This window comes from Mycobacterium sherrisii (genome assembly GCF_002102355.1).
Lineage (GTDB): Bacteria > Actinomycetota > Actinomycetes > Mycobacteriales > Mycobacteriaceae > Mycobacterium > Mycobacterium sherrisii.
The window spans coordinates 1-26,451 of sequence record NZ_LQPT01000117.1; the positions used below are offsets into that span (position 1 = coordinate 1).

The 26,451-nt window shown below is 67.7% G+C and carries 27 protein-coding genes, 1 other RNA gene and 2 pseudogenes; 18 read left to right on the forward strand and 12 right to left on the reverse strand.

The genetic code is table 11. The features are described from left to right. Nucleotides 1–903: transposase (locus AWC25_RS24300; protein ID WP_142279035.1), on the forward strand; the 903-nt coding region annotated here is incomplete at its 5' end. 269 nt (nt 904–1,172) lie between these two features. Continuing rightward, on the forward strand, nt 1,173–1,547 hold the full coding sequence (locus AWC25_RS24305) for a sulfate permease (protein WP_069400926.1): 375 nt from the start codon (nt 1,173–1,175) through the stop codon (nt 1,545–1,547). A 749-nt stretch (nt 1,548–2,296) separates the two neighbouring features. Here the strand turns inward: AWC25_RS24305 and AWC25_RS24310 are convergent. Then, nucleotides 2,297–2,950 (reverse strand): PAS and ANTAR domain-containing protein, encoded by a 654-nt coding sequence (locus AWC25_RS24310; protein ID WP_069400927.1) that lies wholly within the window; start codon nt 2,948–2,950, stop codon nt 2,297–2,299. A gap of 192 nt (nt 2,951–3,142) precedes the next feature. Between AWC25_RS24310 and AWC25_RS24315 the strand changes: the two genes are divergently transcribed. Further along, complete coding sequence (locus AWC25_RS24315) at nt 3,143–3,412, forward strand: hypothetical protein (protein ID WP_085168015.1); 270 nt, start codon at nt 3,143–3,145, stop codon at nt 3,410–3,412. A gap of 136 nt (nt 3,413–3,548) precedes the next feature. On the opposite strand, the gene AWC25_RS24320 is transcribed toward AWC25_RS24315, so the two are convergent. Beyond that, nucleotides 3,549–4,871: a PPE family protein gene (locus AWC25_RS24320; protein WP_069400929.1), complete on the reverse strand. Its 1,323-nt coding sequence runs from the start codon at nt 4,869–4,871 to the stop codon at nt 3,549–3,551. An 854-nt stretch (nt 4,872–5,725) separates the two neighbouring features. Between AWC25_RS24320 and AWC25_RS24325 the strand changes: the two genes are divergently transcribed. Beyond that, nucleotides 5,726–6,763: an FAD-dependent oxidoreductase gene (locus tag AWC25_RS24325; RefSeq protein WP_085168017.1), complete on the forward strand. Its 1,038-nt coding sequence runs from the start codon at nt 5,726–5,728 to the stop codon at nt 6,761–6,763. A gap of 29 nt (nt 6,764–6,792) precedes the next feature. On the opposite strand, the gene AWC25_RS24330 is transcribed toward AWC25_RS24325, so the two are convergent. Both AWC25_RS24330 and AWC25_RS24335 read right to left on the reverse strand, forming a co-directional pair. Then, nucleotides 6,793–7,734 (reverse strand): LysR family transcriptional regulator, encoded by a 942-nt coding sequence (locus AWC25_RS24330; protein ID WP_069400931.1) that lies wholly within the window; start codon nt 7,732–7,734, stop codon nt 6,793–6,795. Nucleotides 7,735–7,783: 49 nt separating this feature from the next. Continuing rightward, complete coding sequence (locus AWC25_RS24335; RefSeq protein WP_142279037.1) at nt 7,784–7,963, reverse strand: hypothetical protein; 180 nt, start codon at nt 7,961–7,963, stop codon at nt 7,784–7,786. A gap of 87 nt (nt 7,964–8,050) precedes the next feature. On the opposite strand from AWC25_RS24335, the gene AWC25_RS24340 reads away from it, so the two are divergent. From AWC25_RS24340 to AWC25_RS24355, 4 genes are all read left to right on the forward strand, one after another. After that, nucleotides 8,051–9,244 carry a PPE family protein gene (locus AWC25_RS24340; protein ID WP_085168019.1) on the forward strand — a complete coding sequence of 398 codons (1,194 nt, stop codon included), beginning with the start codon at nt 8,051–8,053 and terminating at the stop codon, nt 9,242–9,244. A gap of 241 nt (nt 9,245–9,485) precedes the next feature. Then, nucleotides 9,486–9,839, forward strand: a complete 354-nt coding sequence (locus AWC25_RS24345; RefSeq protein WP_069400934.1) for a YidH family protein — start codon at nt 9,486–9,488, stop codon at nt 9,837–9,839. Between the two features lie 166 nt (nt 9,840–10,005). After that, nucleotides 10,006–10,671: a response regulator gene (locus AWC25_RS24350; RefSeq protein ID WP_069400935.1), complete on the forward strand. Its 666-nt coding sequence runs from the start codon at nt 10,006–10,008 to the stop codon at nt 10,669–10,671. 108 nt (nt 10,672–10,779) lie between these two features. Next, entirely contained in the window at nt 10,780–12,261 is a 1,482-nt protein-coding gene (locus AWC25_RS24355; RefSeq protein WP_342351833.1) for a sensor histidine kinase, read from the forward strand. 77 nt (nt 12,262–12,338) lie between these two features. On the opposite strand, the gene AWC25_RS26930 is transcribed toward AWC25_RS24355, so the two are convergent. Beyond that, on the reverse strand, nt 12,339–12,647 hold the full coding sequence (locus tag AWC25_RS26930; protein ID WP_158089784.1) for a hypothetical protein: 309 nt from the start codon (nt 12,645–12,647) through the stop codon (nt 12,339–12,341). A gap of 85 nt (nt 12,648–12,732) precedes the next feature. On the opposite strand from AWC25_RS26930, the gene AWC25_RS24360 reads away from it, so the two are divergent. Next, the gene (locus AWC25_RS24360; RefSeq protein WP_158089785.1) at nt 12,733–13,536 is read left to right on the forward strand and encodes a DUF732 domain-containing protein; all 804 of its coding nucleotides are present in this window, start codon (nt 12,733–12,735) and stop codon (nt 13,534–13,536) included. A gap of 71 nt (nt 13,537–13,607) precedes the next feature. Further along, nucleotides 13,608–14,720, forward strand: coding sequence for an epoxide hydrolase family protein (locus AWC25_RS24365; RefSeq protein WP_069400992.1), 1,113 nt, complete (start codon nt 13,608–13,610; stop codon nt 14,718–14,720). Nucleotides 14,721–14,724: 4 nt separating this feature from the next. On the opposite strand, the pseudogene AWC25_RS24370 reads toward AWC25_RS24365, so the two are convergent. Then, nucleotides 14,725–15,119 (reverse strand): annotated as a pseudogene (locus tag AWC25_RS24370) (VOC family protein). Nucleotides 15,120–15,160: 41 nt separating this feature from the next. Continuing rightward, nucleotides 15,161–15,655, reverse strand: a pseudogene (locus AWC25_RS24375) (oxygenase MpaB family protein); the annotation flags it as partial. Between the two features lie 184 nt (nt 15,656–15,839). Between AWC25_RS24375 and AWC25_RS24380 the strand changes: the two are divergent. Then, on the forward strand, nt 15,840–16,799 hold the full coding sequence (locus tag AWC25_RS24380) for a cobalamin biosynthesis protein (RefSeq protein ID WP_069400939.1): 960 nt from the start codon (nt 15,840–15,842) through the stop codon (nt 16,797–16,799). Here the strand turns inward: AWC25_RS24380 and AWC25_RS24385 are convergent. The 3 genes from AWC25_RS24385 to AWC25_RS24395 are packed head-to-tail and all read right to left on the reverse strand — an operon-like array spanning nt 16,781 to nt 18,756. Beyond that, a complete protein-coding gene (locus AWC25_RS24385) occupies nt 16,781–17,599 on the reverse strand; it encodes an SURF1 family cytochrome oxidase biogenesis protein (protein ID WP_069400940.1) in 819 nt (272 codons plus the stop codon). The genes AWC25_RS24380 and AWC25_RS24385 overlap by 19 nt on opposite strands. Continuing rightward, entirely contained in the window at nt 17,592–18,089 is a 498-nt protein-coding gene (locus AWC25_RS24390) for a low molecular weight protein-tyrosine-phosphatase (protein WP_069400941.1), read from the reverse strand. The genes AWC25_RS24385 and AWC25_RS24390 overlap by 8 nt, the downstream gene beginning before the upstream one ends. Next, nucleotides 18,082–18,756, reverse strand: a complete 675-nt coding sequence (locus tag AWC25_RS24395) for an HAD-IA family hydrolase (RefSeq protein WP_198166670.1) — start codon at nt 18,754–18,756, stop codon at nt 18,082–18,084. Before AWC25_RS24395 ends, AWC25_RS24390 begins: the two co-directional genes overlap by 8 nt. 94 nt (nt 18,757–18,850) lie before the next feature. Here AWC25_RS24395 and cobC point away from each other — a divergent pair, with 94 nt between their 5' ends. The 6 genes from cobC (at nt 18,851) to rnpB (ending at nt 23,957) form a co-directional block, all read left to right on the forward strand. Then, nucleotides 18,851–19,915, forward strand: a complete 1,065-nt coding sequence (gene cobC / locus AWC25_RS24400) for an Rv2231c family histidinol phosphate aminotransferase CobC (RefSeq protein WP_085168027.1) — start codon at nt 18,851–18,853, stop codon at nt 19,913–19,915. After that, nucleotides 19,912–21,060, forward strand: a complete 1,149-nt coding sequence (locus AWC25_RS24405) for a Nif3-like dinuclear metal center hexameric protein (protein ID WP_069400944.1) — start codon at nt 19,912–19,914, stop codon at nt 21,058–21,060. The genes cobC and AWC25_RS24405 overlap by 4 nt, the downstream gene beginning before the upstream one ends. Beyond that, on the forward strand, nt 21,057–21,794 hold the full coding sequence (locus AWC25_RS24410; protein WP_069400945.1) for a zinc ribbon domain-containing protein: 738 nt from the start codon (nt 21,057–21,059) through the stop codon (nt 21,792–21,794). The genes AWC25_RS24405 and AWC25_RS24410 overlap by 4 nt, the downstream gene beginning before the upstream one ends. Further along, the gene (locus tag AWC25_RS24415; protein ID WP_069400946.1) at nt 21,791–22,894 is read left to right on the forward strand and encodes a bifunctional RNase H/acid phosphatase; all 1,104 of its coding nucleotides are present in this window, start codon (nt 21,791–21,793) and stop codon (nt 22,892–22,894) included. The genes AWC25_RS24410 and AWC25_RS24415 overlap by 4 nt, the downstream gene beginning before the upstream one ends. A 17-nt stretch (nt 22,895–22,911) precedes the next feature. Continuing rightward, nucleotides 22,912–23,502 carry a TetR-like C-terminal domain-containing protein gene (locus AWC25_RS24420; protein WP_069400947.1) on the forward strand — a complete coding sequence of 197 codons (591 nt, stop codon included), beginning with the start codon at nt 22,912–22,914 and terminating at the stop codon, nt 23,500–23,502. A gap of 44 nt (nt 23,503–23,546) precedes the next feature. Next, an RNA gene (gene rnpB / locus AWC25_RS24425) (RNase P RNA component class A) lies at nt 23,547–23,957 on the forward strand. A 10-nt stretch (nt 23,958–23,967) separates the two neighbouring features. Here rnpB and AWC25_RS24430 read toward each other — a convergent pair. Both AWC25_RS24430 and AWC25_RS24435 read right to left on the reverse strand, forming a co-directional pair. Beyond that, entirely contained in the window at nt 23,968–25,572 is a 1,605-nt protein-coding gene (locus tag AWC25_RS24430; protein ID WP_085168029.1) for a CYTH and CHAD domain-containing protein, read from the reverse strand. Nucleotides 25,573–25,687: 115 nt separating this feature from the next. Then, on the reverse strand, nt 25,688–25,930 hold the full coding sequence (locus tag AWC25_RS24435) for a hypothetical protein (RefSeq protein ID WP_069400949.1): 243 nt from the start codon (nt 25,928–25,930) through the stop codon (nt 25,688–25,690). 143 nt (nt 25,931–26,073) lie between these two features. Here AWC25_RS24435 and AWC25_RS24440 point away from each other — a divergent pair, with 143 nt between their 5' ends. Further along, nucleotides 26,074–26,439, forward strand: a complete 366-nt coding sequence (locus tag AWC25_RS24440; protein WP_069400993.1) for a heme-binding protein — start codon at nt 26,074–26,076, stop codon at nt 26,437–26,439. The last annotated feature ends 12 nt before the right edge of the window (nt 26,440–26,451 follow it).

A 26,451-nucleotide genomic window follows, 5' to 3' on the forward strand; every position in this document is an offset into this window, starting at 1 on the left:
CTGGTGATCACCGAGTACCTGCGGCTGCGCCACCATCGACTGCGTCCGGTGGCGCCCTACAGCGCCCAGACCAAGGCGCTGCGCACGGTGGTGCGCACCCGCGACGACATCGTCGGTATGCGCGTAACGGCCACCAACCAACTCAGCGCCCTGCTCGAGGACCACTGGCCCGGCGCCAAAGCGATCTTCGCCGACGTGGAGTCCCCGATCAGCCTGGCGTTTCTGCGCCACTACCCGACCGCGGCCGCCGCTGCTCACGTGGGCGAAAAACGCCTCGCGGCGTTCCTGACCAAACACGGCTACTCTGGCCGCCGCCCGGCTGCAGTGCTGCTGACACGCCTGCGCCAAGCCCCCCGGGGCACTACCGATCCCGTCCTGACCACCGCAGTCCACGACACCGTGCTGGCGCTGGTCACCGTCCTGGAAGCACTTAACAACGCCGGCAAGGCCCTCGACCGGTCGACCCTCACCCGCCTCGGGGAGCACCCGGACGCCGAGATCTTCACGTCGCTGCCAAGGTCGGGTCAGATCAACGCCGCCCAGGTGCTCGCCGAGTGGGGCGACTCCCGCGCAGCCTACGACGGACCCGACGCCATAGCCGCTCTGGCCGGGGTCACCCCGGTCACCAAGGCATCCGGCAAACAGCACGCCGTGCACTTCCGCTGGGCCTGCAACAAACGCTTCCGACGAGCACTGACCACCTTCGCCGACAACAGCCGCCACCAAAGCCCTTGGGCCGCCGCCATCTACGCCCAAGCCCGCGCTCGCGGACACGACCACCCCCACGCCGTCCGCATCCTGGCCCGCGCCTGGACCCGTGTCATCTACCGCTGCTGGCACGACCAACACCCCTACGACCCCAACCTCCACGGAGGGACGCAAAGACTGCCGATGACGGCCTAAGGTTGACTCAGGAAGTGTCATGCCCCAAGCGTAGGGATGAGAGGCGACATCGCTGGTAGGCGTCCTATCCAACTCTGGCCGGCGTAGGACCGTGCGCGGGTGGTCGACGCCAGACCAGAGCGCAAACCTCCTCTTACGGATGTCGCCACTGAGTCGTACCCTGAAAGCGAGGCAGATTCTTCCTTGATCTGGCGTCCTCTCGGACGGGCCCTCGGGCCAGTCTCTACGCACTGTCTCGTCACTTGTCCGTGCAATGAGAGGACAGCACAATGATCCGCCTGCTCTGGGCTCTGAGCATCCGCACCCGCTACTTCCTGCGGCGCTATATGCCCACCAACATCCTGCTCGACCTGATCCGCACCCGCCGCAGCCTCAAATGGGGCCTCCCCGCGACGCTCCTGGCCGCGCCCTACCTCCTCGCCGCGAGCATCTGCACCAACCTCATCGCAGACGGTGCGCCCGCCTGGCTGAACATCCTCGTGATCCTGTTCATCTGGAACGGGATGAAGTTCCTCATCATGGGGCCGGTCAGTCTCGCTCTCCTGATCCGCGTCCGCGTCCAAGAGGCCGCTGCTCGCCGTCGAGGACGCCGACTGAGCGAGGCGATGGATTCGGATACCTATGCGGGAGCGGGCGTTGGCTGATGAGCGTCGTGAACTACACCCGGAGCGCACGCTGGCGTTGACGTCTGCGCCGCGAACATCGGCACGCGACCGCTCAACGATCCTTCGACCTACACCGTGCAAGTCATGGCCGCGATGTGCGTCAGCGACCCAGGTGCGGGGCCGCTACGACAGCGCCCGCGGGCGACGCCCCCGGGGTCGAATCTGACCGCCCTCATCCAGCACCGCCTGGCGCACAGCGTCATCACCGATGCCGATGCGCCGGGCGACCTGCACGAGCGTCATCCCGCTCTCGTAGAGGGATGACGCTCGTGCCCGTTCTTCGGCATCCAAGCCCGCGACCCGAATCGCGACAGCCGCGCGCCGGACAAGCGCCGGGATCGTGCCACGGTGTACCCCGTACTTCGCGCTGATCGCCTGACCGGCATCCCCGCCTCGTAGTCCGCGATCAGCTCAGCCCGCCTCGCAGGCCGCAATCGTGTTTGAGACTGCACCCGATTTTTCGCCACCGGACCACGCGTATCGTGCCTCTCGGACGCCCGCGCCCGTGGACGCCGCCCATCAGACCCCATGAGAACATGGGAAATCAGGGTTCGCAACGCCGGACGGGTGTTTGAGAATCGCTTGGGAAGGTCCACCAAGGTAATGGTCGACGCCCGTGGCGACGCATGCGAGGACCGTCCGCTGCCGGCGGCGACGTGGGGTGTGTCGGCGGTTCGTCAATCCCGTTGCCGCGCAACCGGGTAGGGCCCGGCGGGGCGCTCGCTGCGTCAGCCCCCGGCGACGTGCTCAGGCGTAGTCATCAGTGCGTGATCGAACTTGACCTTGTCGGAAATCGCGTTCGCCGAGACAGCCCGTAGTCGCGGGACGAGCCCTTCGGCCAGCGCCCGGAGTTTGATGTTGCTCTTTTGCGACAGCCACGCGAGCAAGCCGAATGCGGCGTCCTCGTCGATGTCGTAGATGAGCATGAGCATGCCTTTGGCTTGCTCGATGATGGACCGGTGATGGGCGATGTCGGCCAGCCTTTCGGTCACCATGTCCTCGCGGATTTGTTCGCTGGGCGTGACGTCGACGTAGAACCCGTGGGTGCCGACCACGATGCCGTCGTCATCGCAGAATTGGTCTCCGACAACGAGTACCGCGTGCACCTGGCCGGCCGTGTCGATGATCCGGTGTCGGCCGCTGAAGACTCCGTGCGTTTGAGTGATGTCGTTGATGGTGGCGGCGACCTTGTCGCGGTCCTCGGGATGCTTGTGGGACAGCACTAACTCGGTGGTCGGGGTTACCGTCCCGGGGTTGTACCCGTGCAGGCGTTCGACCTCGGGAGACCACTCCCAGCTCTGGTCATCGAAGTAGAACCGGAACCAACCCACGCGCTCAGGCGCGATACCGTCCGGTGCGCTCTCGGCGGCCGACCCTGTCATAGATGAACCATAATCCGATGATTTCGAAGTCCTCAATCGAGGTTCTAGCGGGCCGGCGGCGTGTGCCGAGCTGCAAACCATGCCTTCGGTGCGCAATAGACTGAGCTAATGTCCGACGAGGCCAGGGAGCGCGCGGCCGCAAGGGCTGCGGAGTTGCAAGAGCGCCACGCTGCGTTGGAGCAGGGTGGGCCAGTGACCGAGGCCGACGCGCAGCGTGCGGCACAGCGGGCCGATGAAGCCCACGAGCGCGCCGCAACTGCACATACACGGGCCGCCGAGCGGCACGAAGCCGCCGCGCAAGTGCACGAGGAAGCCGCCCGGGTGCACGACGACGCTGCGGCGACCGGCATCGGCGACGCCGCCCAGCATCGCGCCGCCGCCGAGCAGCACCGCGAGCGCGCCACGAGTGACCGGTTGGCCGCACGGGCGGATCGCAACGCGGCGGACAACGACGCGCCATAGTGCTCTGCAGATCCGGTGGCGCCAACGATTCGTAAGTGAAGTCTATTGTAGCACTTTGTGTTTGACCGACGCGCCGCCATCGCACCGTGCGGACGACGGATGGCACCTGAATTGCTGCGGCAACGCGTGTTTCGGCCTAGTTGAGGTCTCCGTCGTGGATCCCACCGTCGCGCAGTGCGCCGAGTTCGCGCAGCAGTCCAACGAGTTCTTGCATCTCGACGGCGACCGCAGGCGTGTCCGTGCCGGGCGACACCAGATGCACGGCAGCGGTCATCTTGGTGCGCTCGCGCCCACCAGCCTTGGCGCCGCCGCCGACCAGACTCCCGACAGTGCTCGCCAGTGACATCTCACCCATCGACGTCCCTGGGAAGCCGGATAGCACTGCGGGAGCAGCGTTGCCGCCGACGGCAGGCAGCGTCGCCGTGACCAGCTTGATCGTGGGCGCGGCCGCAGCCCACGCCGGCGGCACCGATAACGCCCCGACCGAAACGGCGCGGCCCAAGCCCGGTGACCCCGACGGTATTGCTCCCAAAGTCTTCAAATGGCCTAGAATTCGATGCTCCATCCCGACCATCCGGCCGCTGAACGCACCCAGATCGGCATGAATATTGTGGGCAAGGCTCAAGATCGCGGTATCTCCATCCGATGCGGATGCCCACGCCCCTGACGCTGTGCTCAATTCCGAGGCGCCCAGACCCACGCTCGCGGGTTCGATGACGGTCGACGGCGACACCAGGCCCAAATTCTGTAAACCCGTGAGCAGCCCGGTCGCGGACGGTGCGGCGGTCGGCGACGAGGCGGTGGAGAGTCCGTGCAGCGCGGCGGGCACGGCAGAGGTTAGCTGTGACAGCGTCGCTTGCGTGCTGGTAACGGATGTTGCCGTGGCGTGGGCGACGGCACTAGCGGCGGTGGCTTGGTCGCCCATCCCGGCCGAATTGGTGGTTTGGGGTGGCGGCGCGAACGGAGTCAGAGTCGCGGCCGCCGCCGACATGCCCGCATAGGTGTACATCGCGGTTGCGTCCTGGGCCCACATCTCGGCGTAGTCGCTTTCGGTCACGGCGATCGCCGCGGAGTTCAGACCGAAAAAGTTGGTGGCCACCTGCACTTGTAGCAGCGCACGGTTAGCCGCGATCACCGGCGGCGGAACTGTTGCCGCGAGTGCTGCTTCGTAGGCGGCCGCAGCGGCCTTGGCCTGGATCGCCGTTTGTTCAGCCTGTTCGGCGACGGTATTCAACCACGCCACCCAGGTGTAGGCCGCGGCGGCCATCGACGTCGATGCGGGGCCCAACCAGGGACCAGCGGTCAGCCCCGAGGCCGTCGCCGCGTACGAGGAGGCCGCCGCGCCCAACTCGTCGGCCACTCCGTCCCAGGCTGCCGCGGCGGCCATCATCGGCCCCGGTCCGGGGCCCGCATAGATGCGCGCGGAATTCACTTCCGGCGGTAGCAATCCGAAATCCATTGTGCGGCAGTCTCCTAACTGATCGCGATCGCGTGGCTCGTGCCGGCCGCGGGGGACCGTCGTGCGCGCGCTGGCCGTGACTGACCGGGCAGCCGATATCCGACGAATCCATCGAGAAGGGCGGCGCGGTACGGAGTCGAGCTGTCCTCGGTACGCCTCGAAACCATGGCTCGCATAACCCTTCTCACTGCGCTTGTTTGTCAACGTGTCGGCGGTGCTCCGGCGCGAGGAAGGCGTCAGTAAGGCACGCCTCACCAAACATGGAGCGCGCGAATACGTTGCCTTCCTCAAGCGCCGCTGCTTGTGCCGCCGCTGCTCGCGGCCGCCGCTAACTATGTTGTCCGCGGCTAGGTCCGAGCGCATCCCTGCTAGCTGCTATCAGGTAGCGGTACCTGGTGATCGGGCACTAGTGTCCTGGGTCACTGATTGCAATTTAGTCCGTTAGGCTGGGCGGACACTCGATCGGTGTCCATCGCTACGGAGCGAAGCGGTGCCGTCGTTGATCCGAATCGACATTCGGGCCGGCGTATCGGCCGCACCAACCCCCAGGAGCTCATCCACCGTCGCGCACATCACACCGGGGGCTGGTAGTTCGGCGCGTAATCCGAATCCGCGGCGCGGTTTCTGCCGAGCGTTTCGGATGTCGTTGCTGAGGTGTTGATCGGAACTTGCATATCGTCGACGGCGCCTTCCCCGCGGTCCACAAGCCGGGTTTGTGAGTTGACAAGGACGGCGGACCTACAGCGGGCTGCCTGGTTCGGGGAAGTATCGAGTCCAGCGGTTCGACAACTACGACTTTGGGTCGCCCGCAGAAGCGTTCCCTCGCCGACAAACCAATACCGGAAAGGCAGAACATGACTCAGTACAGCTGGACTGTGATCGGAGCGGGGCCGGCAGGCATCGCCACTGTAGGGCGGCTACTCGACCACGGCGTCGCGGGTGAGCAAATCGCCTGGATCGACCCCGAGTTCGGCGTGGGAGACTTCGGTGCCAAATGGGGTGCGGTGCCCAGCAATACCCGTGTCAGGCTCTTCCTCGACTACCTCGCCGCCTCGCCGTCGTTTCGCTTTGCGCAAGCACCGTCGTTCGAGCTGAACCGGCTCGACCCGCAGCAGACCTGCCTGCTGCGGGTCGTCGCCGAACCCCTGCGGTGGATCACCCAGCATCTGCGCCAACGGGTAGATACCTTCTGCACGATCGCGACCGAACTGGCACTCGTGAACAGACAGTGGACCGTGACCACGCAACGCGAGGTGGTCACGTCAAAAAATGTGGTTCTTGCCGTCGGCGCGGTTCCCAAAAAGCTGTCCTACGCTGGACTCGATGAGATTGCGATCGAGACCGCCCTTGATCCGGCAAAACTCGCGCAGCTGCCGCTCGACGGCGCCACGGTCGCCGTGTTCGGCTCCTCACACTCGGCGATGATCGCCCTGCCGAATCTGTTGAACACCCCGGTGAAGAAAGTGGTCAATTTCTACCGCAGCCCCTTGAAATACGCGGTGTTTCTTGATGATTGGATAATGTACGATGACACCGGCCTGAAGGGCCAAGCCGCGGAATGGGCGCGGGAGAACATCGACGGAACCTGCCCAGAACGGCTCGAGACATATTCGGTTACGCATCTGGAATTCGAAGAGATCCTTCAGGCGTGTGACCACGTCGTCTACACCATCGGATTCGAGCGTAGGCACCTCCCGCTGACTCCCCAATGGGGGTCATTGCAATACGACCCAACCAACGGGATCCTCGCGCCCGGGCTTTTTGGGATCGGTATTGCCTTCCCCGAGTACTGGATTGACCCACTGGGCGGCGGCCAATACCGGGTCGGCCTGCACAAGTTCATGCAGCGACTCGAGACCGGATTACCGCTGTGGTTTCGCTACGGCACCTAGCAGCGCCAACCACACCGTTAGACGACGATCTACGCCGGGCCGGCACTACCGATATGACTTAGCAGGTCTCGGACTGCGCCGGCCGGCGGTGTCTGCCCACCTACCCAGATGGCCCGCAGCGCACGACGAAGATTCAGATCCGGTACGTGCACCGCACGCAGGCGTCCTACCGCCAGATCGTCTGCGACTGCGAGACGGCTAGTTACCGCGGGCCCCGCACCAGCGAGTACCGCGGCGCGTACCGCCGCTGCCGAGGACAGCTCCAGCGTGGGGGAGGCCTGGACAAAATCGTCCCCCAGGGCACGTCGCAACGCCGCAGTCAGGGAATCGCGGGTTCCCGATCCTGGCTCGCGAGCAACCAGCGGGGTCCGGCCAAGCTCGGCCGCGGTTACGCCTTTGGACCGGCGGGCCCACTTATGTTCGGCTGCCACGACCACCACGAGCTCGTCGTGAGCAACAACTCGACTCCGCAGCGCCGACAGCGGACCGGGGCGTTCGATAAATCCAAGGTCGGCGGCGCCTTCGCGCACCGCAGCGATCACGTGTTCGCTGTTGGTGGCATTGAGGATAACGTCCGGTGCTGTGCGGCCACGTCGGTTGGCCGCTGCTTGCAGCGACACCAGCCAGCGTGGCATCAACTGTTCGGCGATCGTCAGGCTCGCAGCCACTTTCAACTTGCTGCGGGTCTCGCTGCGCAGCGACGCTAGTCCGACATCGACCTGGCCGGCGACCTCGAGCAGCCGGTCCGCCCACTGCGCGACGACGACACCCGCCGGAGTGAGCTGCGTACCCCGCACGCTGCGGATCGCCAACCGCACACCGGTTTGGCCTTCCAGCGAGGTGAGCCGAGCTGAAACGGCTTGCTGGGTCAGCCCAAGTTCGCGTCCCGCTGCACCCAGACTGCCAGTTTTGGCCACGGTCAAAAAGACTTCCAGGGCGGACAGTTCGGGCATGCGTGCGCTCAACGCCATAGCTCATCTAAGCACAAGGCGGCTTTGTGTCTTCACAAAAACAGGCCTGCTACCAGCGGTTGTCCGCGACGAGCAACATCAACACCATGATCAGCCAAACCAAGCCCCGGCACGAATTCGACGTGATTGTGGCCAGCAGGCGGGCTTTCCGCGCCGTGCCGGTCGCCGCGGCGCGGCGCTTGGGCACGCCGGTCTTTTGCGAGTTGGTCGCCACGAGATTGCCCGCCACCATTACGTGCTTGGCGGATACCGTGACTCCCGCGACTCCCGCGACTCCCGATGCCGTCGCACGGTTCGGTTAAGGGGCTGGTTCCCAATGGATTTCGCGATGCTTCCACCCGAGGTCAATTCCGGTCGCATTTACGCCGGTCCGGGATCGGCGCCGTTGACGGCTGTGGCCGCGGCCTGGGACGGCCTCGCAGACGATCTCTACTCCGCGGCCAACGCTGATCGCGCCGTCATTTCCGAGCTGACCAATCAAGTTTGGTCGGGACCGGCCGCGACAGCGATGGCCACCGCGGCGGCACCATTTGTGGAGTGGACCGTCGCGACCGCGGCGCAGGCCCAGCAGGCCGCCATTCAAGCCAGGGTTGCCGCGGCGGCCTTTGACACGGCTTTCGCGATGACGGTGCCCCCGCCGGTCATCACCGCCAACCGCAGCCTGCTGCAGGAGTTGATCGCGACGAACGTATTGGGCCAAAACTTCCCGTTGATCGCCGCCACAGAGGTTGATTACGCCGAGATGTGGGCACAAGACGCCACCGCGATGTACAGCTATGCCGCCGCTTCGGCAGCCGCCTCGACGTTGACACCGTTCACGGCGCCCGAGCCGGTCACCAAACCGGCCGGCCTGGCCGCACAAGTCGGCGCACTCGCCCAAGCTACTGGCACCCCCGCGGGCGCCGCCAGCACTCAGAACGTCCTTTCGGCGATGTCGCGCCTGCTCACCGAAGTACCACTCGCCCTGCAACAACTCGCCCAAGGCGGCGCACCGGAGGCCTCGGGTGCCGGCGGTCCGCTGTCCAGCCTGCTGTCAGCATCGCCGCTGCAATACCTGAGCTTGTTGACGCCCTACAGCGCGACCATCGCGACCACCAGGCTGGGCATCCAAGCGGCGGCGTTCACCAAAGCCAGCGCAGTCGCTGTCCCCGGTGCTGCCCGGACCGTCGGGTTAACCGGCCCGGCAACACAATCCGATCTATCGAGACCGGCCACCGACAGCGCCGCCACGCCAGTCAGCGCGCAGGTGGGCCGCGCCGCCCTGGCGGGCGGTCTCAGCGTGCCTCCGACCTGGGCCACCTCGGTCCCGGCGGATCAAGTGCGGCCGACCCGGAGCGCTACCACCCTGACCAGCGCTGCCAGTCCCCTTAGCGCGGCCCCCAGCCCCACCGGGGTGATCAGCGACATGAGCATGGCCCCCGTGCTCCGATCAGCAGCCGGGAGCAACTCGTTGGCCCGGCGCGCTCGCGCTCGCACCACGGTGATGGTCCACTACCCCTCGGGGGGCTGACACCCACCACGCTGATCTGCTGTCGTATCGCAGAGCAAATTCCACTAGTGCAGCAAGACGCCAACTCGGGCGTGCGCTCGCGCTCCTGTTGGTCGTACGAATGCCATTGCCGGAGGCGCTAATTCACGCCGGGCAGCGGCGGGGAGCCGCTGTCGGACACGCACCGCCACAAAGAAGATTTGTGGGTGCACAACAACGAGCCTGCTACCCAGACGAGCCGCCGCGGCGAACTATCAGTCGTATGATCCGTCAAGCCGAGAACAAGGTCGACTGCCGCTTTATCCTCGCCAATGAGCGAACCTTCCTTGCCTGGCAGCGCACGGCGCTGGGTTTGTTGGCCGCGACGGTGGCGCTGTTGCAACTCGTTCCCGGGCATGCGGTCCACGGGATGCAATATCTCGTGGCACCCGTGTTGGGGACGCTCGCTGTGGTCAGCGCAGGCGCCGGCCTGGTGCGGTGGCGGCGCGTCGATCGCGCCATTCGGTGTGCCGAGGGGCTACCGCACCATCGCATCCCAGCCTTGCTGGCAAGTGGTCTGGTCCTGCTCGGGCTTGTTGTCTTGACTCTGGCGGTTATCGCGGCGGTGGACGGCTGACCAGCTCGCGGCGGGGGGAGTCGCTGAGGTCACCGTGACCGGATCCCGGGGCGGCGGTCGATGCTCATAACATCGTCACATAGCGACAGTCGGCCCGGCATACCTGCTAGCTGCAATTACCTCGATGCTGCCGGGTAGCGTCAGGCGCGAAAGGAGCGCTGTCTAGGTGCAGCCAGAGCAGTCCAACTTGCGGGTCATCGTCGCCGACGACGACGTGCTATTGCGGGAAGGCGTGGCTAGCCTCCTGGCCAGCGCCGGTTACCGCGTCGTCGGTCGGGTCGGGGAGGCCAGCAGCCTTATCGAACTCGTCCGGGCCGAAAAACCCGATCTGGCGATCGTAGACATCCGGATGCCGCCCACCTACGCCGCCGACGGCCTGGAAGCCGCGATGACCATCCGGGAAGAGCACCCGGCGGTGGGGCTGGTCATCCTTTCGGCACACGTCGACGTCGAACAGGCGATGCAACTCCTGGCCAGCGGCCGCAGTGTGGGCTATCTGCTGAAAACCCGAGTAACAGATGTCGGCGAATTTCTCGACACGGTTGCCCGCATTGCCGACGGTGCGTGTGTGGTCGACCCCGCCCTGGTCCAGGAACTGGTGGACGCGCGCAAGCACAACGACCCCCTGGCGGTGCTCAGCCCGCGGGAAAAGGACGTGCTTGCCCTCATGGCGGAGGGACGCTCGAATGTCGGCATCGCCCGTCGGCTGTGGGTGACCGAGGGCACTGTCGAAAAACATGTTCGCAGCATCATGGGCAAGCTGGACCTCTACGAAACCCCCGACGATCACCGACGCGTTCGTGCCGTAATCACCTTCCTTGAAGCACGCTGATCGGTCAGGGGGTGAGCGGCGACAGTGACGAAAACTGAGCATCGGTCCGCGGACCGGTTGGGGGCCGTGCTGCTATCGGGGGAACCATCGCGTGCCCTGGTAGGGCTCGTGACGGCAGTCGGGTGCATTGCGGCGGAGACAGCGGTGATGCTGCTCCTCAAACTGCTCGTCCCCGGCAATGCCTTCGGCGTGCTCTACCTGATCGGCGTCCTGATCGTCGCCTCACGCTGGGGCCCGGGGCTGGCGGTCCTGACGGCCCTGCTGAGCGCCATCGCTTACAACTACTTCCGGAGCTCGCCGGACTACGGCATGGCGCTGACCCAGCCGCAGTCCTGGGCGGTGCTGTGCGTCTTCGTGGTGGTCGGGCTCGTGGCGCAAAGCTTGGCGCGCACCGCGCGAGTGCGCGCGGCCGCCGCAGAAGAACGCAGACAGGAAGCCGAGACGAGTCGCGAAGCGCTTCGGGTGCTGGCCGAACAACAAGCGGCGCTGCGCCGGGTCGCGACTCTGGTGGCCAGTGGGGTTCCCGCCGCCGAGGTGTTCCCGGCCGTCACCCGCGAGCTGGCCAGATCACTCGGTGTTGCCAACGCAGCCCTGTGGCATTACGAAACCGACGGCACCGCAACACTCCTCGCAGCCTGCAATGATCCCGAGCAAAGCGAACAGATGCCCATCGGAACCAGCTGGCGAGTGGAGGGTCAGAACATCGCCGCCATGGTCGCCGCTTCCGGTCAACCCGCCCGGATGGACAGTCATGAAAGAGCCCTCGGTGACGTGGCGGCGCTCATCCGCCGCCTCGGGTTACGCGGCGGCGCTGGGGCGCCGATCATGGTGCAGGGCCGGTTGTGGGGTGTTGCCGTTGTCGGCTCCGGCCCGGCTGAGGTCCTGCCACGAGACGCTGAGCAGCGGGTCGGTGAGTTCACCGAACTCGTCGCGACCGCCATAGCCAATGCCGAAGCCCGTGCGGCACTGGGCGCCTCTCGCGCGCGCATTGTTACAGCGGCCGATCAAGCCCGACGCCGCATCGAGCGGGACCTGCACGACGGAGCGCAGCAGCGGCTGATATCGCTGACACTTCAGCTCCGCTCCATCGAAGCCGAAATCCCATCCGAACTCGGTTGTGTCAAGCACAAGATCGCCGATGCTGTGGCCGGTCTGGTCGAAGCGTCGAACGACCTGCGAGAGCTTGCCCGGGGCATCCATCCGGCGATCCTGTCCAGAGGCGGTCTGGGTCCGGCGTTGAAGGTGCTCGCACGGCGCAGCACCGTTCCGGTCACACTTGCGCTAGACCTGCAGGGGAACATCTCGGAGTCGGCCGGGGTCGCGGCGTATTACGTTGTGGCCGAGGCAATCACCAACGCCGTCCGGCACGCGCGCGGCACGGGGATCGACGTCGACGCCGGCATCGACGGGGCGGACCTGGTGCTTTCGATACGCGATGACGGCGTCGGGGGAGCTGACAGCCGAAAGGGGTCCGGGCTGATCGGGTTGATCGACCGAGTGGAAGCCCTCGGCGGCAACTTGCAGATCGTCAGCCCGCCCGGCGGAGGCACCATAGTGCACGTGTCAATTCCCACCGGCACGTCGGAGTGAAGACACGACACGGAGATAACACCGGCGGCGCCCGTGAATGGCGTTGTTTGGTCGAATAGCGCTTCTCGTTACGAATTTCACGATGCGAAATAAAAATTTCTCAAGTGAATTTCATATAACGAAATAGCTAACACTGGATGTACGATCTCAATATGCCGTTGGCTGACGGCAGCCCGATGGCTGCCCGCATCGTCATACCGCTGGAATGTATTGGGATGCACGAGATTTGCCTCGACCACCATTCCCGCTTGGTTGGCGGCATCGGCGTCTTCGTGGGCGACGCCTATTACCGATGTCTCCTTAAAGAGACGGATCCGCCCGTCGCGTGGAGGCGTTTCTACGTGGCGCGGCCAAATGACAGCCGCAGGCGATTGCACCTGGGGCATAGGTGATTATTCGAAGTCCGTTCGGGACGGGCTCTTGCAGAATGGAAGTCCACTCATGTTCACCGGCATTCCCAGATTGACTGACATGAGAAGCCTCGTCGGCATTCCGGCGGCCGCCATGGTGTTGCTAAGCGGGCCCGCCCTGTTGGGCGGCGGCGTGGCAGCGGCCGACCCCAACGCCGACCACCACTTTCTTGACCTGCTCGCCGATCAGGGCATCCCCGCCATGGAGGGCGTGCCCAGCCTCGTCGAGACGGCCCACCAGGTGTGTCACGCGCTGGACGCCGGCACGCCGGCGCATCACGTCGTGGACGCGTTGGTCCACTACGCGGTGACCAACGATCCGAGTCAGCGCGAAATCGCGCCTGGCCGACTTGCTCGCACCGAAGCGCGGTTCGTCATCGCATCGGTGGGCGCCTACTGCCCGCACAACCAGAGCAAGCTGAACAGCCTCGTCACCCGCGCCGACCACCCCAGCGCGGGATGGGTCGTGCCTACCGACCCGCGGGCCACCGAAATCCGCCTGGTGGGCTTGTGCGCCGATGACGTGGCGCTCGCGTCGCTGGTGGGCGCGATGCCCCCCGCCGGGATCGCCGAGCCGAAGCCGCCGAACCTTCCGGAGCCGCCATCGGTGGCGCATCTCGAGGCGCCGCCTGCGGCGGTGAAACCGCCCCGGGCACAGCAGCCGCCGCGGCCGCAACAGGAGCCGCCGCGGCCACAGCAGATCCCGGCCCCGGCGCAGGCACCCGCCCCTGGCCCGGCGCAGGCGGCCCCACCGGGTGAGCGGCCACCGGCGCCGCCCGAACAGCTGACGCCGCCACCCGCCCCCGCACCGCCACCCCCGAGCACGCCACCCAAGGCGCCCGGCTACGTCAAGCTGGCACCCTGACCCGGGCACCACGACGGGGCGGATGACGGCCGATTCGTCCTCGGCGGCACTATGAATGCGTGCAGGAATCCGTGAAGCCGTTTCGAATCGACGTCCCCGATGATGTGCTCGACGATTTGCGGTCGCGCCTCGCGCGCACCCGATGGCCCGAGGCCGAAACCGTCGACGACTGGAGCCAGGGCATCCCGCTGGCGTACACCCGCGAGCTGGCCGATTACTGGGCCAACCGGTACGACTGGCGATCCCGTGAAGCCGCGCTGAACCGCTTCGACCAGTTCATCACCGACATCGACGGGTTGGACATCCATTTCATCCACCAACGATCCCCGCACCCGGACGCCTTCCCGCTGGTGATCACGCACGGCTGGCCCGGGTCAATCGTGGAGTTCCACAAGGTAATCGAGCCCTTGACAAATCCGGCATCCGGACGCGCGCAGGACGCCTTCCACGTCGTGTGCCCGTCGTTGCCGGGCTACGGCTTCTCCGGCAAGCCCGGCCGCACCGGCTGGGGAGTGGAGAAGACCGCCGAGGCCTGGGATCAGCTCATGGTGCGGCTCGGCTACGACCGCTACGGCGCGCAGGGCGGTGACTGGGGTGCGGCGGTCACCACCCAGATCGGCCGAAATGTCGGTCACTGCAAGGGTATTCATCTGAACATGCCCATCGGCTTGCCCGGCGGCCTGGACAACCCGACCGAACAGGAAAAGGCCGCCCTGGCCGCGATGGCCAACCACCGCAAGTGGGGCACCGGCTATTCCAAGCAGCAGTCCACCCGCCCCCAGACCCTCGGCTACGGCCTGGCCGATTCACCGGTGGGTCAGCTCGCCTGGATTGTCGAAAAGTTCTGGGACTGGGCCGATTGCGACGGACACCCCGAGAACGCGATCAGCAGGGACGAGCTGCTGGACAACGTCATGGTGTATTGGATCACCAACACGGCGGCATCGTCGGCGCGCATGTACTGGGAGAGCTTCCACGTCTGGGGTGGCGGCGGCCGAGTCGAATTGCCCACCGGCGTAGCAGCTTTCCCCGGCGAGCTGTTGAAGTCGCCACGGTCGTGGTGCGAGCCCGGCTACAACATCACGCACTGGACGGACATGCCGCGCGGCGGACATTTCGCCGCATTCGAGCAGCCCGAGTTGTTCGTCGAGGACGTGCGCGCGTTCTTCGCCACCATCCGCTGAGCGGTTAGCTCGGCGGGGCGAAGAACTCCAGCGCGATGCCGTCGGGATCGCGGAAACTCAGTCCCGAGCCGTACGGCTCGTCGACGATGCCGCCGTGCGCGATGCCCAATTCGTCGAGCCGGGTGACCCAGCTCTCCAACTCGGCGCGGTCCGCGCAGCCGAAGCCGAGTGGTCCAAGCCGACGCGGTACTCGCTGAATTTCTCGTCCGGCGCCGGCTGGTCGTGCTGATGGATGCCGAAGATCGTGCCACCGTCGAGCAGCCACACCTGGTGCCGGAAGCCGGCATTGGTGTGTTCGTCGAAGGCCGGATCGGCGCCGAGGAGATTGCGATACCAGGGACCGCTGACGCCGAGGTCGCGCACCGTCACCGCAACATGGTTGAGAGCAGGGAAAGGCATGCGCCTACGGTAGTCGTCCGGGGGTCCGAGGCAGTGATCCACTACACGATTCGGCGACCGCGGCGGGCCCGGAATCGCATGTCCCACAAATAAATTTGGTAGCCGAAGAGCCAGGCGCGGTGTGGAATGAGCTGGTCGGCCAGTCGTAGCGTGGACAACAGCCACTCGAATCGGCGTTGCTGAGCCCGCGACCAGTCCAGCCGCATCAGCGCCCGAAATTCCGGTGCCAGAAAGCCCGTCGTCGCAAACAGGTTGAGCGGACCAGCCAGCGCGCGCAACGGCCACGGCAGAAACGCCAGGGCGGCCACCCCGCGTTGTAGGACACCGGGGCTGGACGGGGCGGACCGGACCTGGCGATGCGCGACGGCGACGGCCTCGCGGATCAACTTGCGGTCCGCCGCGGTGCCGATGGTCGCCACCGCGAGGTAGGTGCCGGTGGTGCGGGCCCGCTGGAACGGGTGCTGGTAGACGTTGCCGCTGTCCACCGGGCTTTCCAGCACGCCGTAGCCAACGCCATGGGTTTCGAGTATGACTGCGAATAACGCGCCCGAACGTTAGTTGCGCGGAAAAAGTGGGCAGACGCAGATGCATGGGCACACTCGATACCTCCGTACTGCTGTGGTGGGTGCTGGGGACCATCGCCGTCGTGGCCGCGGTGCTGATCGTGGTGTCGCTGGCCTAGCGGGACCGGCGTCCGCGCGCATGTGAGACGCTGCCGAGGTGCGTGCGAGCCGAACCCGGATCGTCGGCGTGTTGGCCGGTTGCCTGGCCGATCTGGCGCTGGGCGACCCGCAACGAGGCCACCCGGTCGCGGTATTCGGGCGAGCGGCAGCGCAACTCGAGCGGTTGACGTATCGCGATACCAGGCTGGCCGGAGCGCTGCACGTGAGCCTCGCGGTCGGCGCGGTCGGCCTGTTGGGCGCCACCGTGCAGCGAAGCGCCGCCCGCAGCCCGCTGTGGTCAACCGCCGCCACGGCCGCGGCCACCTGGGTGGCACTGGGCGGAACGTCGCTGACCCGCACCGGCCGGGAGATGGCGCAGCTGCTGGACCGCGGCGACGTCGCGGCCGCGCGGCGGCTACTGCCGTCGCTGTGCGGGCGCGACCCCGACCGGCTGGACCTCGCCGGGCTGACCCGGGCGGCGTTGGAGTCCGTCGCCGAGAACACCTCCGACGCTCAGGTCGCTGCGCTGCTGTGGGCCGCTGCGGGCGGATTGCCCGCCGTGCTGGTGTACCGCGCGATCAACACCTTGGACGCGATGATCGGCCACCGCTCGCCACGGTACCGCCGATTCGGTTGGGCGGCAGCGCGATTGGATGATCTGGCCAACTATGCTGCGGCCCGGCTGACCGCGGTGCTGGTGGTGCTGTGTGCGCCGCTCGTCCGGGGATCGCCGGTCGCGGCCGTGCAGGCCTGGCAGCGCGACGCGGCCCGCCATCCCAGCCCGAACGCCGGCGTCGTCGAGGCGGCGTTCGCCGGAGCTTTGGGGGTGCGGCTGGGCGGGCCCACGCACTATCACCATGAGCTGCAGATTCGCCCCACACTCGGCGACGGGTGCCCGCCCGGCGCGGCCGACCTGCGCCGGGCGGTGGTGCTGTCACGGCTGGTGCAGCTGGCGGCCGCGCTGGGCGTCGCGGCCACCCTTGGCAACGGGCAACGCGGTCAGTGCCGCCGGCCGTAGCGATCGGCAAGTTTTTCCTCGACCGTCATCGGGGCCGCGGTCTGCTGCTTGTGTTGGCGACGGGCGCGGATCTCCGAATAGGCGAAGTAGCCCAACCCGATTGGCGCGAGGATGCCGAACGAGATCCACTGAATGCCGTAGGATAGGAACGGCCCCGCATCCAAATGTGGCACGCCGATCACGCCGAGGACGCCCGGCTGGTTTTCCACCAGCTGCAGATACGACCCGGCCAGCGGCACCTTCGTCAGCACCGAAATCTGTTCGGTGTTGATCGAATACACTTGCTGCACACCGTCTCTGGAGAACGGCTCCTTGTCGCGTACCAGCGGCTCACAGTCGCGCAGCCGCGCCGTGATGGTCACCGTGTCGTGCGGCGGACGGGGGATCGGCGGCACGTGCGAACCCGGCTCGGGCCGCACATACCCACGGTCGACGAGGACCGTCGGGCCGTCGTCCACCACGAACGGCGCCAGCACCTCGAAGGCTTGATCGCCTTCGATCGCACGCAACCGGGCCAACACCTCGACGTCGGGCAGATAATGGCCGGTCGCGGTGACCCGTCGCCACTGCTCGGCCGGCGCCGACGAATCCTGCTGGGGTAGAAGGGTTTTCAGCGGTACCGGAGCCGTGTTGAGCGAGGTTTCGATCTGGTGGTTTTCCCGAGACGTGCGAGTGTTCTTGCCCAGCTGCCACGGCGCCAACACCATGAAACACAAGTAAGTGAAGGCGATGACCACCAGGATCAGCGCTATCCAACCCGGCCGGAGCAAAAAGGCCAGGCGCGACCGGCCGTCAGCCATCGCGGTGCCCGTTTTCCGCCAGCCGCTCGTCCACCCAGGCGTGCAGCCCGGGCAGGGCGGCCTCGATGACGGCCAGCACGTCCTCGAAGTCGGCCGGGTCGCCGTAGTACGGGTCGTCGACGTCGAGGGCATAGGCCGCCGAGCGCGGGTCAAACGAGCGCAGCATCCGGATCCGGTCGGGGTCGACGCCCAGCTGTTGCAAGATCCGAAGATGGTTGCGGCCCAAGGCCACCACCAGATCGGCATTGAGGTGGTCGTCGTCGACCTGCACCGCGCAGTGGTCGGTGGAGTAGCCGTGCGCCCGCAGCACCCGGACGGCGCGCTCGTCGGCGCAACTGCCGACATGCCAGTTGCCGGTGCCCGCGCTGGTCACCCGCACCGCGTCACCCAGACCGCGCTCGCGCAGCTGGTGGGCGAACATCTTCTCGGCCATCGGCGAGCGGCAGATGTTGCCGGTGCAGACGAACGTCACGTGCAATGGCTTAGACACGCAGCGCCCTCCGCAGCTCGGCGACGGTCGCGGCGTGCGTCACGCCGGCCGCGGCGACGCCGTCGGCGAAATCGGCCTGCCCGTAGCCCCAGCCGACCACGACGGTGTCGATGCCGTGCGCGGCGGCCCCGTCGACGTCGTGGCTGCGGTCGCCGACCATCAGCACCCGCTCGGGTAGCGGCTGCAGCTGGGCCAGCGCGTGCGCCAGCACCTCCTGCTTGCTGCGACGAGAGCCGTCCGGGCAGGCACCGGCGATCACCTCGAAATACTGGTCGAGGTCGAAATGGGCGAGGATGCGCTGCGCGGTCGGCTCCAGCTTGGAGGTGGCCACCGCCAGCCGCACGCCGGCCGCCCGCAGATCGGCCAGCAGCGTCTCGATGCCCTCGAACAGGGTGTTGATGGCCCAGCCCCGCGCGCCGTACTCGGCCCGAAACGCCGCGAATGCCGCGTCGGTGTCCTCGCCCAGGCCCATCGCGTGAAACGTCTCGTCCATCGGCGGCCCGACGATGCGGGCGGCCAGATCGCCCTCGGGAACCGGGGCGCCGATGTGGCTGAGCGCGTGCAGGAAGCTGGCGACGATGCCTTCGGCGGAATCGGTCAGGGTGCCGTCGAGATCGAAGATCACCAGCTGAGGCGGCTGCCCGTCGGCCGAAGCTGCTCCTGTCACGTCCCCATTCTCCTAGATGGCGCGTTGCCCGGCATTCAGGGTCGCGTGATCGGCCGGGTTCGCCGCCCGGCACGGGCGCACTAGTGTTTCACGGATGGCGAGTCCGGACCCGAGCCTGCTGATGATGGGGCGCTATCACGGTGATCAGGCCGCCGCGCCGGGGATGCTGGACTTCGCGGTCAACGTCCGCCACACCCGTCCGCCGCAGTGGCTGACCGAGCGGCTGGCGGCGCGGCTGCCGGACCTGGCCCGCTACCCGAGCGTCGACGACGTGCACCGGGCGCAGGACGCCGCCGCCGCGCGGCACGGCCGGGCGTGCGAGGAGGTGCTGCCGCTGGCCGGGGCGGCCGAGGGGTTCGCGTTGCTGCCCAACCTGCGGCCCAGGCTCGCGGCGATCGTCGCGCCCGCGTTCACCGAGCCGGCCGTGGCGCTGAGCGCGGCCGGCGTTCCCGTGCACCACGTCGTGCTGGCGCCGCCGTTCGGACTCGACGACGCGCTCGAGGCCGGGCGGGTGCCCCCGGACGCCGACCTGGTGGTGGTCGGCAATCCGACCAACCCCACCTCGGTGCTGCATCGCCGCGAGCAGTTGCTGGCCTTGCGCCGGCCGGGACGAATCCTGGTGGTCGACGAGGCGTTCGCGGATTCGATACCCGGCGAGCCGGAGTCGCTGGCCCCCGATCCGCTGCCCGATGTGCTGGTGCTGCGCAGCCTGACCAAGTCGTGGGCGCTGGCCGGTCTGCGGGTGGGCTATGCCGTGGGCACTTCGGAGCTGTTGGCGCGGTTGACCGCCCGGCGTGCACACTGGCCGGTGGGCACGCTGCAGCTGGCCGCGATCGCGGCGTGTTGTGCGCCCGATGCGGTCGCCAGTGCGACGGCCGACGCGGCACGGCTGATCCGGCTGCGCGCCGAGATGGTCGCCGGGCTGGCGGCGCTGGGCGCCGAGGTGATCGACGGCGCGGCCCCGTTCGTGCTGTTCCGCAGCCCCCACGCAGTGCGGATTCGGAATGACTTGCAGGACAAGGGGATTGCCGTGCGACGCTGCGATACCTTCGTCGGTTTGGACGAGCACTATCTGCGGGCCGCGGTCCGGCCGGAATGGCCGCTGCTGGCCCAGGCGATCGCGGAGTCGGTGCCGGTGTCGAACGGGAGACGGCGGTGAGCGTACGGCTGTCCGACGTCATCGCCGCCCTCGACGAGGCCTACCCGCCGCGGTTGGCCCGATCGTGGGATTCGGTGGGCCTGGTGTGCGGCGACCCCGGCGACCAACTCGAGTCGGTCACGGTCGCCGTCGACGCCACCCCGGCGGTGGTCGACGAAGTCCCGGCGGCCGGGTTGCTGCTGGCGCATCATCCGTTGCTGCTGCGCGGCGTCGACACGGTCGCGGCCAGCACTCCCAAAGGAGCGCTGGTGCACCGGCTGATCCGCACCGGACGCTCACTGTTCACCGCGCACACCAATGCCGACGCCGCGAACCCCGGTGTCTCCGATGCGCTGGCGCAGTCCCTGGGCCTGTCCGTCGAAGCCGCGCTCGAACCGGCCTGCCCACCGGGCGATCTCGACAAATGGGTGATCTACGTGCCGCGGGAGAACGCCGAGGCGGTGCAGGCCGCCGTGTTCGACGCGGGCGCCGGTCACATCGGCGACTACTCGCACTGCAGCTGGAGCGTCAGCGGCGTCGGGCAGTTCCTGCCGCACGCCGGGGCCAACCCGGCGATCGGCAGCGTCGGCGCCGTCGAGCGCGTCGAGGAGGACCGCTTCGAGGTGGTCGCGCCCGTGCGGGCCCGCGCCGCCGTGTTGGCGGCGATGCGCGCCGCCCATCCCTACGAGGAGCCCGCGTTCGACATTTTCGCCCTGGTGCCGCCGCCCGGTGATACCGGGCTGGGTCGCATCGGCACGCTGGCGAAACCGGAACCGTTGCGGGACTTCGTCTCCCGCGTCAACGCCGCGTTGCCGCGGACGTCCTGGGGGGTGCGCGCCGCTGGCGATCCCGACCGAGTGGTGTCCAGGGTCGCGGTGTGCGGCGGCGCCGGGGATTCGCTGCTGAGCGTCGTGGCCCGCGCCGACGTGCAGGCCTACGTCACCGCCGATCTGCGTCATCATCCCGCCGACGAGCATCGCCGGGCCTCCGAGGTGGCGCTGATCGACGTGGCGCACTGGGCCAGCGAATTCCCATGGTGCGCACAGGCCGCCGGAGTGCTGCGGTCCCGCTTCGGTGCGGCGCTGCAGGTACGCGTGTCCACCACCCGCACCGACCCGTGGAACCTGGGGCAGGCCGGGCCCGACTCTTGTGGAGATCAGTCATGAAAGCCGAAGTGGCGCAGCAGCGTTCGCTGCTGGAATTGTCCGAATTGGACGCCGAATTGACCCGGGTCGCGCACCGGGCCACCCGGTTGCCCGAGCGCGAGGCCATCGAGCGGATGCGCGGCGAACGCGACGCCGCCAACGACCGGCTGGGGGCCCTGCGGATTGCGGTCGCGGATCTGGACGCCCAGGTGTCCCGCTACGAGTCGGAGATCGCGTCGGTGCGCCAGCGCGAGGACCGCGACCGGTCGTTGCTCGCCTCCGGTGCCACCGACGCCAAACAGCTCACCGACCTGCAGCACGAACTGGAGACCCTGACCCGTCGTCAGGCCAGCCTGGAGGATTCGCTGCTGGAAGTCATGGAACGTCGCGAGGAACTGCAGGCACAACTGGACGGCGAGCAAAATGTGATCGAAACCCTGCAAGCGGACCTCGCCGGCGCGCAGCAGGCGCTCGACGCTGCGCTCGCCGAAATCGAGGAAACCCGCGCCGATCTCGCGTCGCGGCGTGACCGGTTGGCCGCGGAGCTGGACCCCGCCTTGACCGCCCTGTACGAACGGCAGCGGGCCGGGGGAGGGCCGGGGGCGGGACCGTTACTCGGACACCGCTGCGGCGCCTGCCGCATCGAGATCGATCGCGGTGAAATGGCCCGCATCTCCGCGGCCGCCGACGACGACGTGGTGCGCTGCCCGGAATGCGGCGCGATCCTGTTGCGGGTCAAGGCGGTCGGGCGGTGAAGGTGATCGTCGAGGCCGACGGCGGATCCCGCGGCAACCCCGGCCCGGCCGGCTACGGCGCGGTGGTGCACAGCGCCGACCGGGCGACCGTGCTGGCCGAAAGCATGCAGGCCATCGGCCGGGCGACCAACAACGTTGCCGAATACCGCGGTCTGATCGCCGGTTTGGAAGACGCGGCGCGGCTCGACGCCAGCGAGGTCGACGTCTTCATGGATTCCAAGCTGGTGGTGGAGCAGATGTCCGGACGGTGGAAAGTCAAGCACCCCGACCTCGCCGAGCTGCACGCCCAGGCCCGAAGACTGGCCGCCCGATTCGACCGGATCACTTACACCTGGATTCCGCGCGAACGCAACAAGCACGCCGATCGGCTGGCCAACGAGGCGATGGACGCGGCCGCCGAGGTCGACACCGAGACCCCCGAGCCCGAATCTGAGTCGAAAGACGTTGTACCGCAAGCGGCGTCATCGCCGGGCTGGACCGGGGCGCGCGGCCACCCGACCCGGCTGCTGTTGTTGCGGCACGGGCAGACCGGGTTGTCGGTGCAGCGCCGATACTCCGGGCGGGGGAACCCGGAGCTGACCGAGGTGGGCCGCCAGCAGGCGCAGGCGGCGGCGCGGTATCTGGCCGCGCGCGGCGGTATCGCCGCGGTGATCTCCTCGCCGCTGCAGCGCGCCTACGACACCGCGACGGCGGCGGCCAAGGCGCTGGGCCTGGACGTGATCGTCGACGACGACTTGATCGAGACGGATTTCGGTGCGTGGGAAGGGTTGACGTTCCTCGAGGCCGCCGAACGCGATCCAGAACTGCACACCCGCTGGCTGCGCGACACCAGCACCGAGCCGCCCGGCGGGGAAAGCTTCGATGCCGCACTCGAGCGGGTCCTGCGGGCGCGCGACCGCATCATCGCCGACTATCCCGGGGCCACGGTGCTCGTCGTCTCGCACGTGACGCCGATCAAGATGGTGCTGCGGATGGCGTTGGACGCCGGACCCGGAATCCTGTACCGGCTGCACCTCGACCTGGCATCGTTGAGCATCGCCGAGTTCTATTCGGACGGCGCATCGTCGGTGCGGCTGGTGAATCAGACCGGCTACCTGTAGTCACCAAGGAGCCAGACATGCCGTCGCCAGCCGACGCTTCGCGAAAAGCGGTTCCCGCGCAGACCCGGGCGCTGGTGATGCCGGCGGTGCTCGAGGAGTTGGCGCGTTGGGGCGTCGAAAGGTTCAGCATCGAGGCGCTGGCGGAGCGGCACCGGCTGGACGCGGCGATGATCTACCGGCACTGGGGCGACCGGCAGGGCCTGATCGTCGACGCGGCCCTGGCAGACCTCGAAACCTGGGACGCGGGAACCGATACCGGCTCGTTGCGCACGGACCTGGAGGCGTTGGCGCGCAACGTGGCCGGCCGGGTCAACACCGAGGTCGGTCGCACGTTCCTGCGCGCATTGGTGATGGGACAGCGTGGCCCGCATGACGAAGAGACCCGGGCGATGTTCTGGAAGGCGCGTTTTGCCGTGGTTCGCACCATCATCGACCGGGCCAGAGAGCGCGGCGATCTGCGCGACGGCGTCAGCGCGGTGGCAGCCATCCAGATAGTCATGGCGCCGATCAACATTCGCGCGCTGTATTCGGATGCCCCGGTGGGCGACGACTATTGCGCGGCCATCGCCGATCTGGCCTGGCACGCGCTGGCCCGTCGGACCAGCTAGCCGCTGGCCACCAGATTCGCCAGCGAGTACCGTGTTCGTGCGGACGAGTTGGCCGGGCGGCCGCGGCTCGCGCTCTTCGGGGCGAGGAGTCGAGGAAAGTCCGGACTTCACAGAGCAGGGTGATTGCTAACAGCAATCCGAGGCGACTCGCGGGAAAGTGCCACAGAAAGCAGACCGCCACCCGCGCGGTGGTAAGGGTGAAACGGTGCGGTAAGAGCGCACCAGCACCCCGGGTGACCGGGGTGGCTCGGCAAACCCCACCCGAAGCAAGGTCAAGAAGGCCGCACCGAAAGGTGCGGCCGCGCAGGCGATTGAGGGTTGCTCGCCCGAGCCTGCGGGTAGACCGCTCGAGGCACCCGGCGACGGTGTGTCCAGATGGATGGTCGCCACCGCGCCGCCGTTGGCTTTGCCGCGGCGGCGGGGCACAGAATCCGGCTTACAGGCCAACTCGTCCGCCCCGCCCGGTCAGCGCGATTTCTTCACCGCCTTGTCGAGCTTGCGCAACGCTTCGTCGAGCTGCGCACGGCAGCGCTCGGCCAGGTCGGCCTCCTGCTGATAGAGCAGGCCGTAGGTGAACGTGTCTTCGCCCGCGGCGTAGGCCGAGTCGGTCTGCTCGATCAGGTGCTCGCGGCTGACCACGCTGTCTTGATGATCGCCGAGCAACGACTGGATGGCCTTGGCCTGCTTGGACACGTCATCGGCGCCGGTGGCCGCCGCGGTGTAGCGAAGTCGCTTGGCGCGCTTACGGATCGCGTGCAGCGCCTCATCGTGGTCGTGTTCGTAGTCGTCCTTGTAGTCGTCCTTGTCGGCATGCTCGTCGGCGTCGGGGCCAGCGGCAAAATCGCTGTCGCCCTCGCGATGGTCGCCGTGAGACTGCTCCAACTTCACGGCGGCCTTCGCGGCCTTACGGACCTTCTTGTAGGCCGCATCGATGGTCACCGTCGGCTTCTCCCCGGCCGCTGCCGTGAAGCCGTCGGACACGATCGCGTCGAGCGCGTCGAGCATCCGGAAGTAGCGCTGCGAGCGCATCGCGATCAACGACCGTCGCAGCCCGGACTGATACCGGCGTTTGGCGCCCTCGACCAGGCGCTCCCGCACCGGGCCTCGCACCAGCTCCGGTGCCAGCCGGTTCAGCTCCTGCTCATAGCGCTGCTCGAGCACTTCGGCATCGCGGGCCACACCCAGCACGCCGGCGAGCTCGCGCAGCTCGTCGAGCACCCAGGCGTACGGCCAGTCGTCGGAGGCGCCCAGCGCCGCTTGGGCGTCCTTGAGCAGGCTACGGATCTTACGAGTGGTGACCCGCATCTGGTGCACGGCGTCGAACACGTCGGCGCGCACGGCGCGATCCCACACCAACAACTCCTCGACCTGCTCGGCCACCGCGCGCTGCACCGCATCCTCGGGCGGCTCGCTGATCGGCTCGGTCTGCACCGTGGCCCCCAGCACGCGAGCGAGCTTGGAGCCGTGACCGGCGGGCTGGGCGCCGGCATCCAGCAGGCGGTTACTCAGCCGCTGCAGCAGCTCGGCATCCGTTGTGCCGCTTGACTCGTCGAGCTCGAGCTCCCACTCGCGCCACTCCTGCTCGACCGGCCCCGCGGCGAGACCGTCGGTCGCGCCCGCCGACCAGGCGCGCACATGATCGTTGGAGAACTCCGCGAACGGAGCGCCGTCGACACCGTAGAGCACCTGACTCTCGCGCTCCGAGGTGATCCGGGCGACCGGTTTGAGCGGGCGGTCGCGAACGATGGCCAACACCACGTCCACCAACTCGGCGGGCACGGTGTCGTCGTCGGCGGACCCCAACGGGGCGCGCACCTCGGTGCGAGCGTCCGGCCCGGCCGGCAGCTTCAGGTGCCAGCCCGCGTCGTGGCCACCCGTGCGCCGCCGCAGCGTGATCTTGTTGCGCGCCAAGTCTTGCGTCTGCGTGTCGAAGTACACCGCGTCCAGCGACTGCGTCGGCAACTTCTCCACCCGCGCCACCGCCGCGATGCCTTCGAACGACGGAGCGACCGTGGATTCGAGGACGTCGAACTTGCGCTCCACCTCCAGGTGGCGCGTCGTTTCTGGCATGCGTGACTCCGTAGGGGCGCGTCGAGGCCGACTCGGCGGGTGACCGACGCTCGTCGGTGAGTTTTTATAGCCTGCCACACCGCGATGAACGGTCCGCCCGGGTGACGGCGCCCGGCTACGGGGGCGGCGGGGGAGGCGGCGTGTCTTCCGGCAGCGGTGCATACTCCGCCGGCGGCGGGACGTAGCGCTGGACGGTGTCGGCGATGTTGGCACACCCGCTGACCGACACCCGCCGGCCGGCGCCGACGCAGACGGTGGCGTCGGCCTGCCCGGCGGAATGCATCGCGACGACGATTTGCGGAATCGCGGTCGTCGCCAACATCACCAGCAGTGCCCCGATACAGCGGCGCCGATTCATGGCGCGAGTATATCGACCCGCCAGACGACCCCGACGGCATTTCGCCGTGTTTGCCACCTCGGTGAATTCCGGCCTGCACCGCCGCGAAAACGCTTATGGTTTGCGTGCCGGAAACTCTCGGATATCTGACGGAGGTGTTAGCGATGGTCTCATTCGCACTCGCCACTTCGCGTGTGGTCGTCGGCGGTATCGCCGCCGGTGCCGTGGGCGGCGCAATGCTTTTCGCCGCGGTCGCCGCGGCCGGGCCGGCCGCCGCGGACCCCGAAGCGCCGCCGCCGAACTGCACGGCCGCCGACCTCGCCCAGGTCTCGTCGGGGGTCGCGGCGGCGACGTCGGTGTACCTGTTCAGCCACCCGGACGTCAACGCCTACTTCACCAGTCTGAAAGGCCAGCCTCGCGGCGAGATTGGCGATCAGCTCAAGCAGTACATGGATGCCCATCCGCAGGAACACGCCGATTTGGAAGCAATTCGCCAGCCGCTTACCGATTTCCACAATCGGTGTCAGTGACGGGCCGCCAGA

Excerpts from the sequence above, each read along its gene's own strand:
- AWC25_RS24435 (WP_069400949.1), bottom strand. The coding sequence starts at position 25,930 with ATGAATCGGCGCCGCTGTATCGGGGCACTGCTGGTGATGTTGGCGACG.
- AWC25_RS24420 (WP_069400947.1), top strand. The coding sequence starts at position 22,912 with ATGCCGTCGCCAGCCGACGCTTCGCGAAAAGCGGTTCCCGCGCAGACC.
- AWC25_RS24305 (WP_069400926.1), top strand. The coding sequence starts at position 1,173 with ATGATCCGCCTGCTCTGGGCTCTGAGCATCCGCACCCGCTACTTCCTG.
- AWC25_RS24410 (WP_069400945.1), top strand. The coding sequence starts at position 21,057 with ATGAAAGCCGAAGTGGCGCAGCAGCGTTCGCTGCTGGAATTGTCCGAA.
- AWC25_RS24345 (WP_069400934.1), top strand. The coding sequence starts at position 9,486 with ATGATCCGTCAAGCCGAGAACAAGGTCGACTGCCGCTTTATCCTCGCC.
- AWC25_RS24325 (WP_085168017.1), top strand. The coding sequence starts at position 5,726 with ATGACTCAGTACAGCTGGACTGTGATCGGAGCGGGGCCGGCAGGCATC.
- AWC25_RS24310 (WP_069400927.1), bottom strand. The coding sequence starts at position 2,950 with ATGACAGGGTCGGCCGCCGAGAGCGCACCGGACGGTATCGCGCCTGAG.
- AWC25_RS26930 (WP_158089784.1), bottom strand. The coding sequence starts at position 12,647 with ATGCCCCAGGTGCAATCGCCTGCGGCTGTCATTTGGCCGCGCCACGTA.
- AWC25_RS24440 (WP_069400993.1), top strand. The coding sequence starts at position 26,074 with ATGGTCTCATTCGCACTCGCCACTTCGCGTGTGGTCGTCGGCGGTATC.
- AWC25_RS24430 (WP_085168029.1), bottom strand. The coding sequence starts at position 25,572 with ATGCCAGAAACGACGCGCCACCTGGAGGTGGAGCGCAAGTTCGACGTC.
- AWC25_RS24330 (WP_069400931.1), bottom strand. The coding sequence starts at position 7,734 with ATGGCGTTGAGCGCACGCATGCCCGAACTGTCCGCCCTGGAAGTCTTT.
- cobC (WP_085168027.1), top strand. The coding sequence starts at position 18,851 with ATGGCGAGTCCGGACCCGAGCCTGCTGATGATGGGGCGCTATCACGGT.
- AWC25_RS24385 (WP_069400940.1), bottom strand. The coding sequence starts at position 17,599 with ATGGCTGACGGCCGGTCGCGCCTGGCCTTTTTGCTCCGGCCGGGTTGG.
- AWC25_RS24360 (WP_158089785.1), top strand. The coding sequence starts at position 12,733 with ATGAGAAGCCTCGTCGGCATTCCGGCGGCCGCCATGGTGTTGCTAAGC.
- AWC25_RS24340 (WP_085168019.1), top strand. The coding sequence starts at position 8,051 with ATGGATTTCGCGATGCTTCCACCCGAGGTCAATTCCGGTCGCATTTAC.
- AWC25_RS24320 (WP_069400929.1), bottom strand. The coding sequence starts at position 4,871 with ATGGATTTCGGATTGCTACCGCCGGAAGTGAATTCCGCGCGCATCTAT.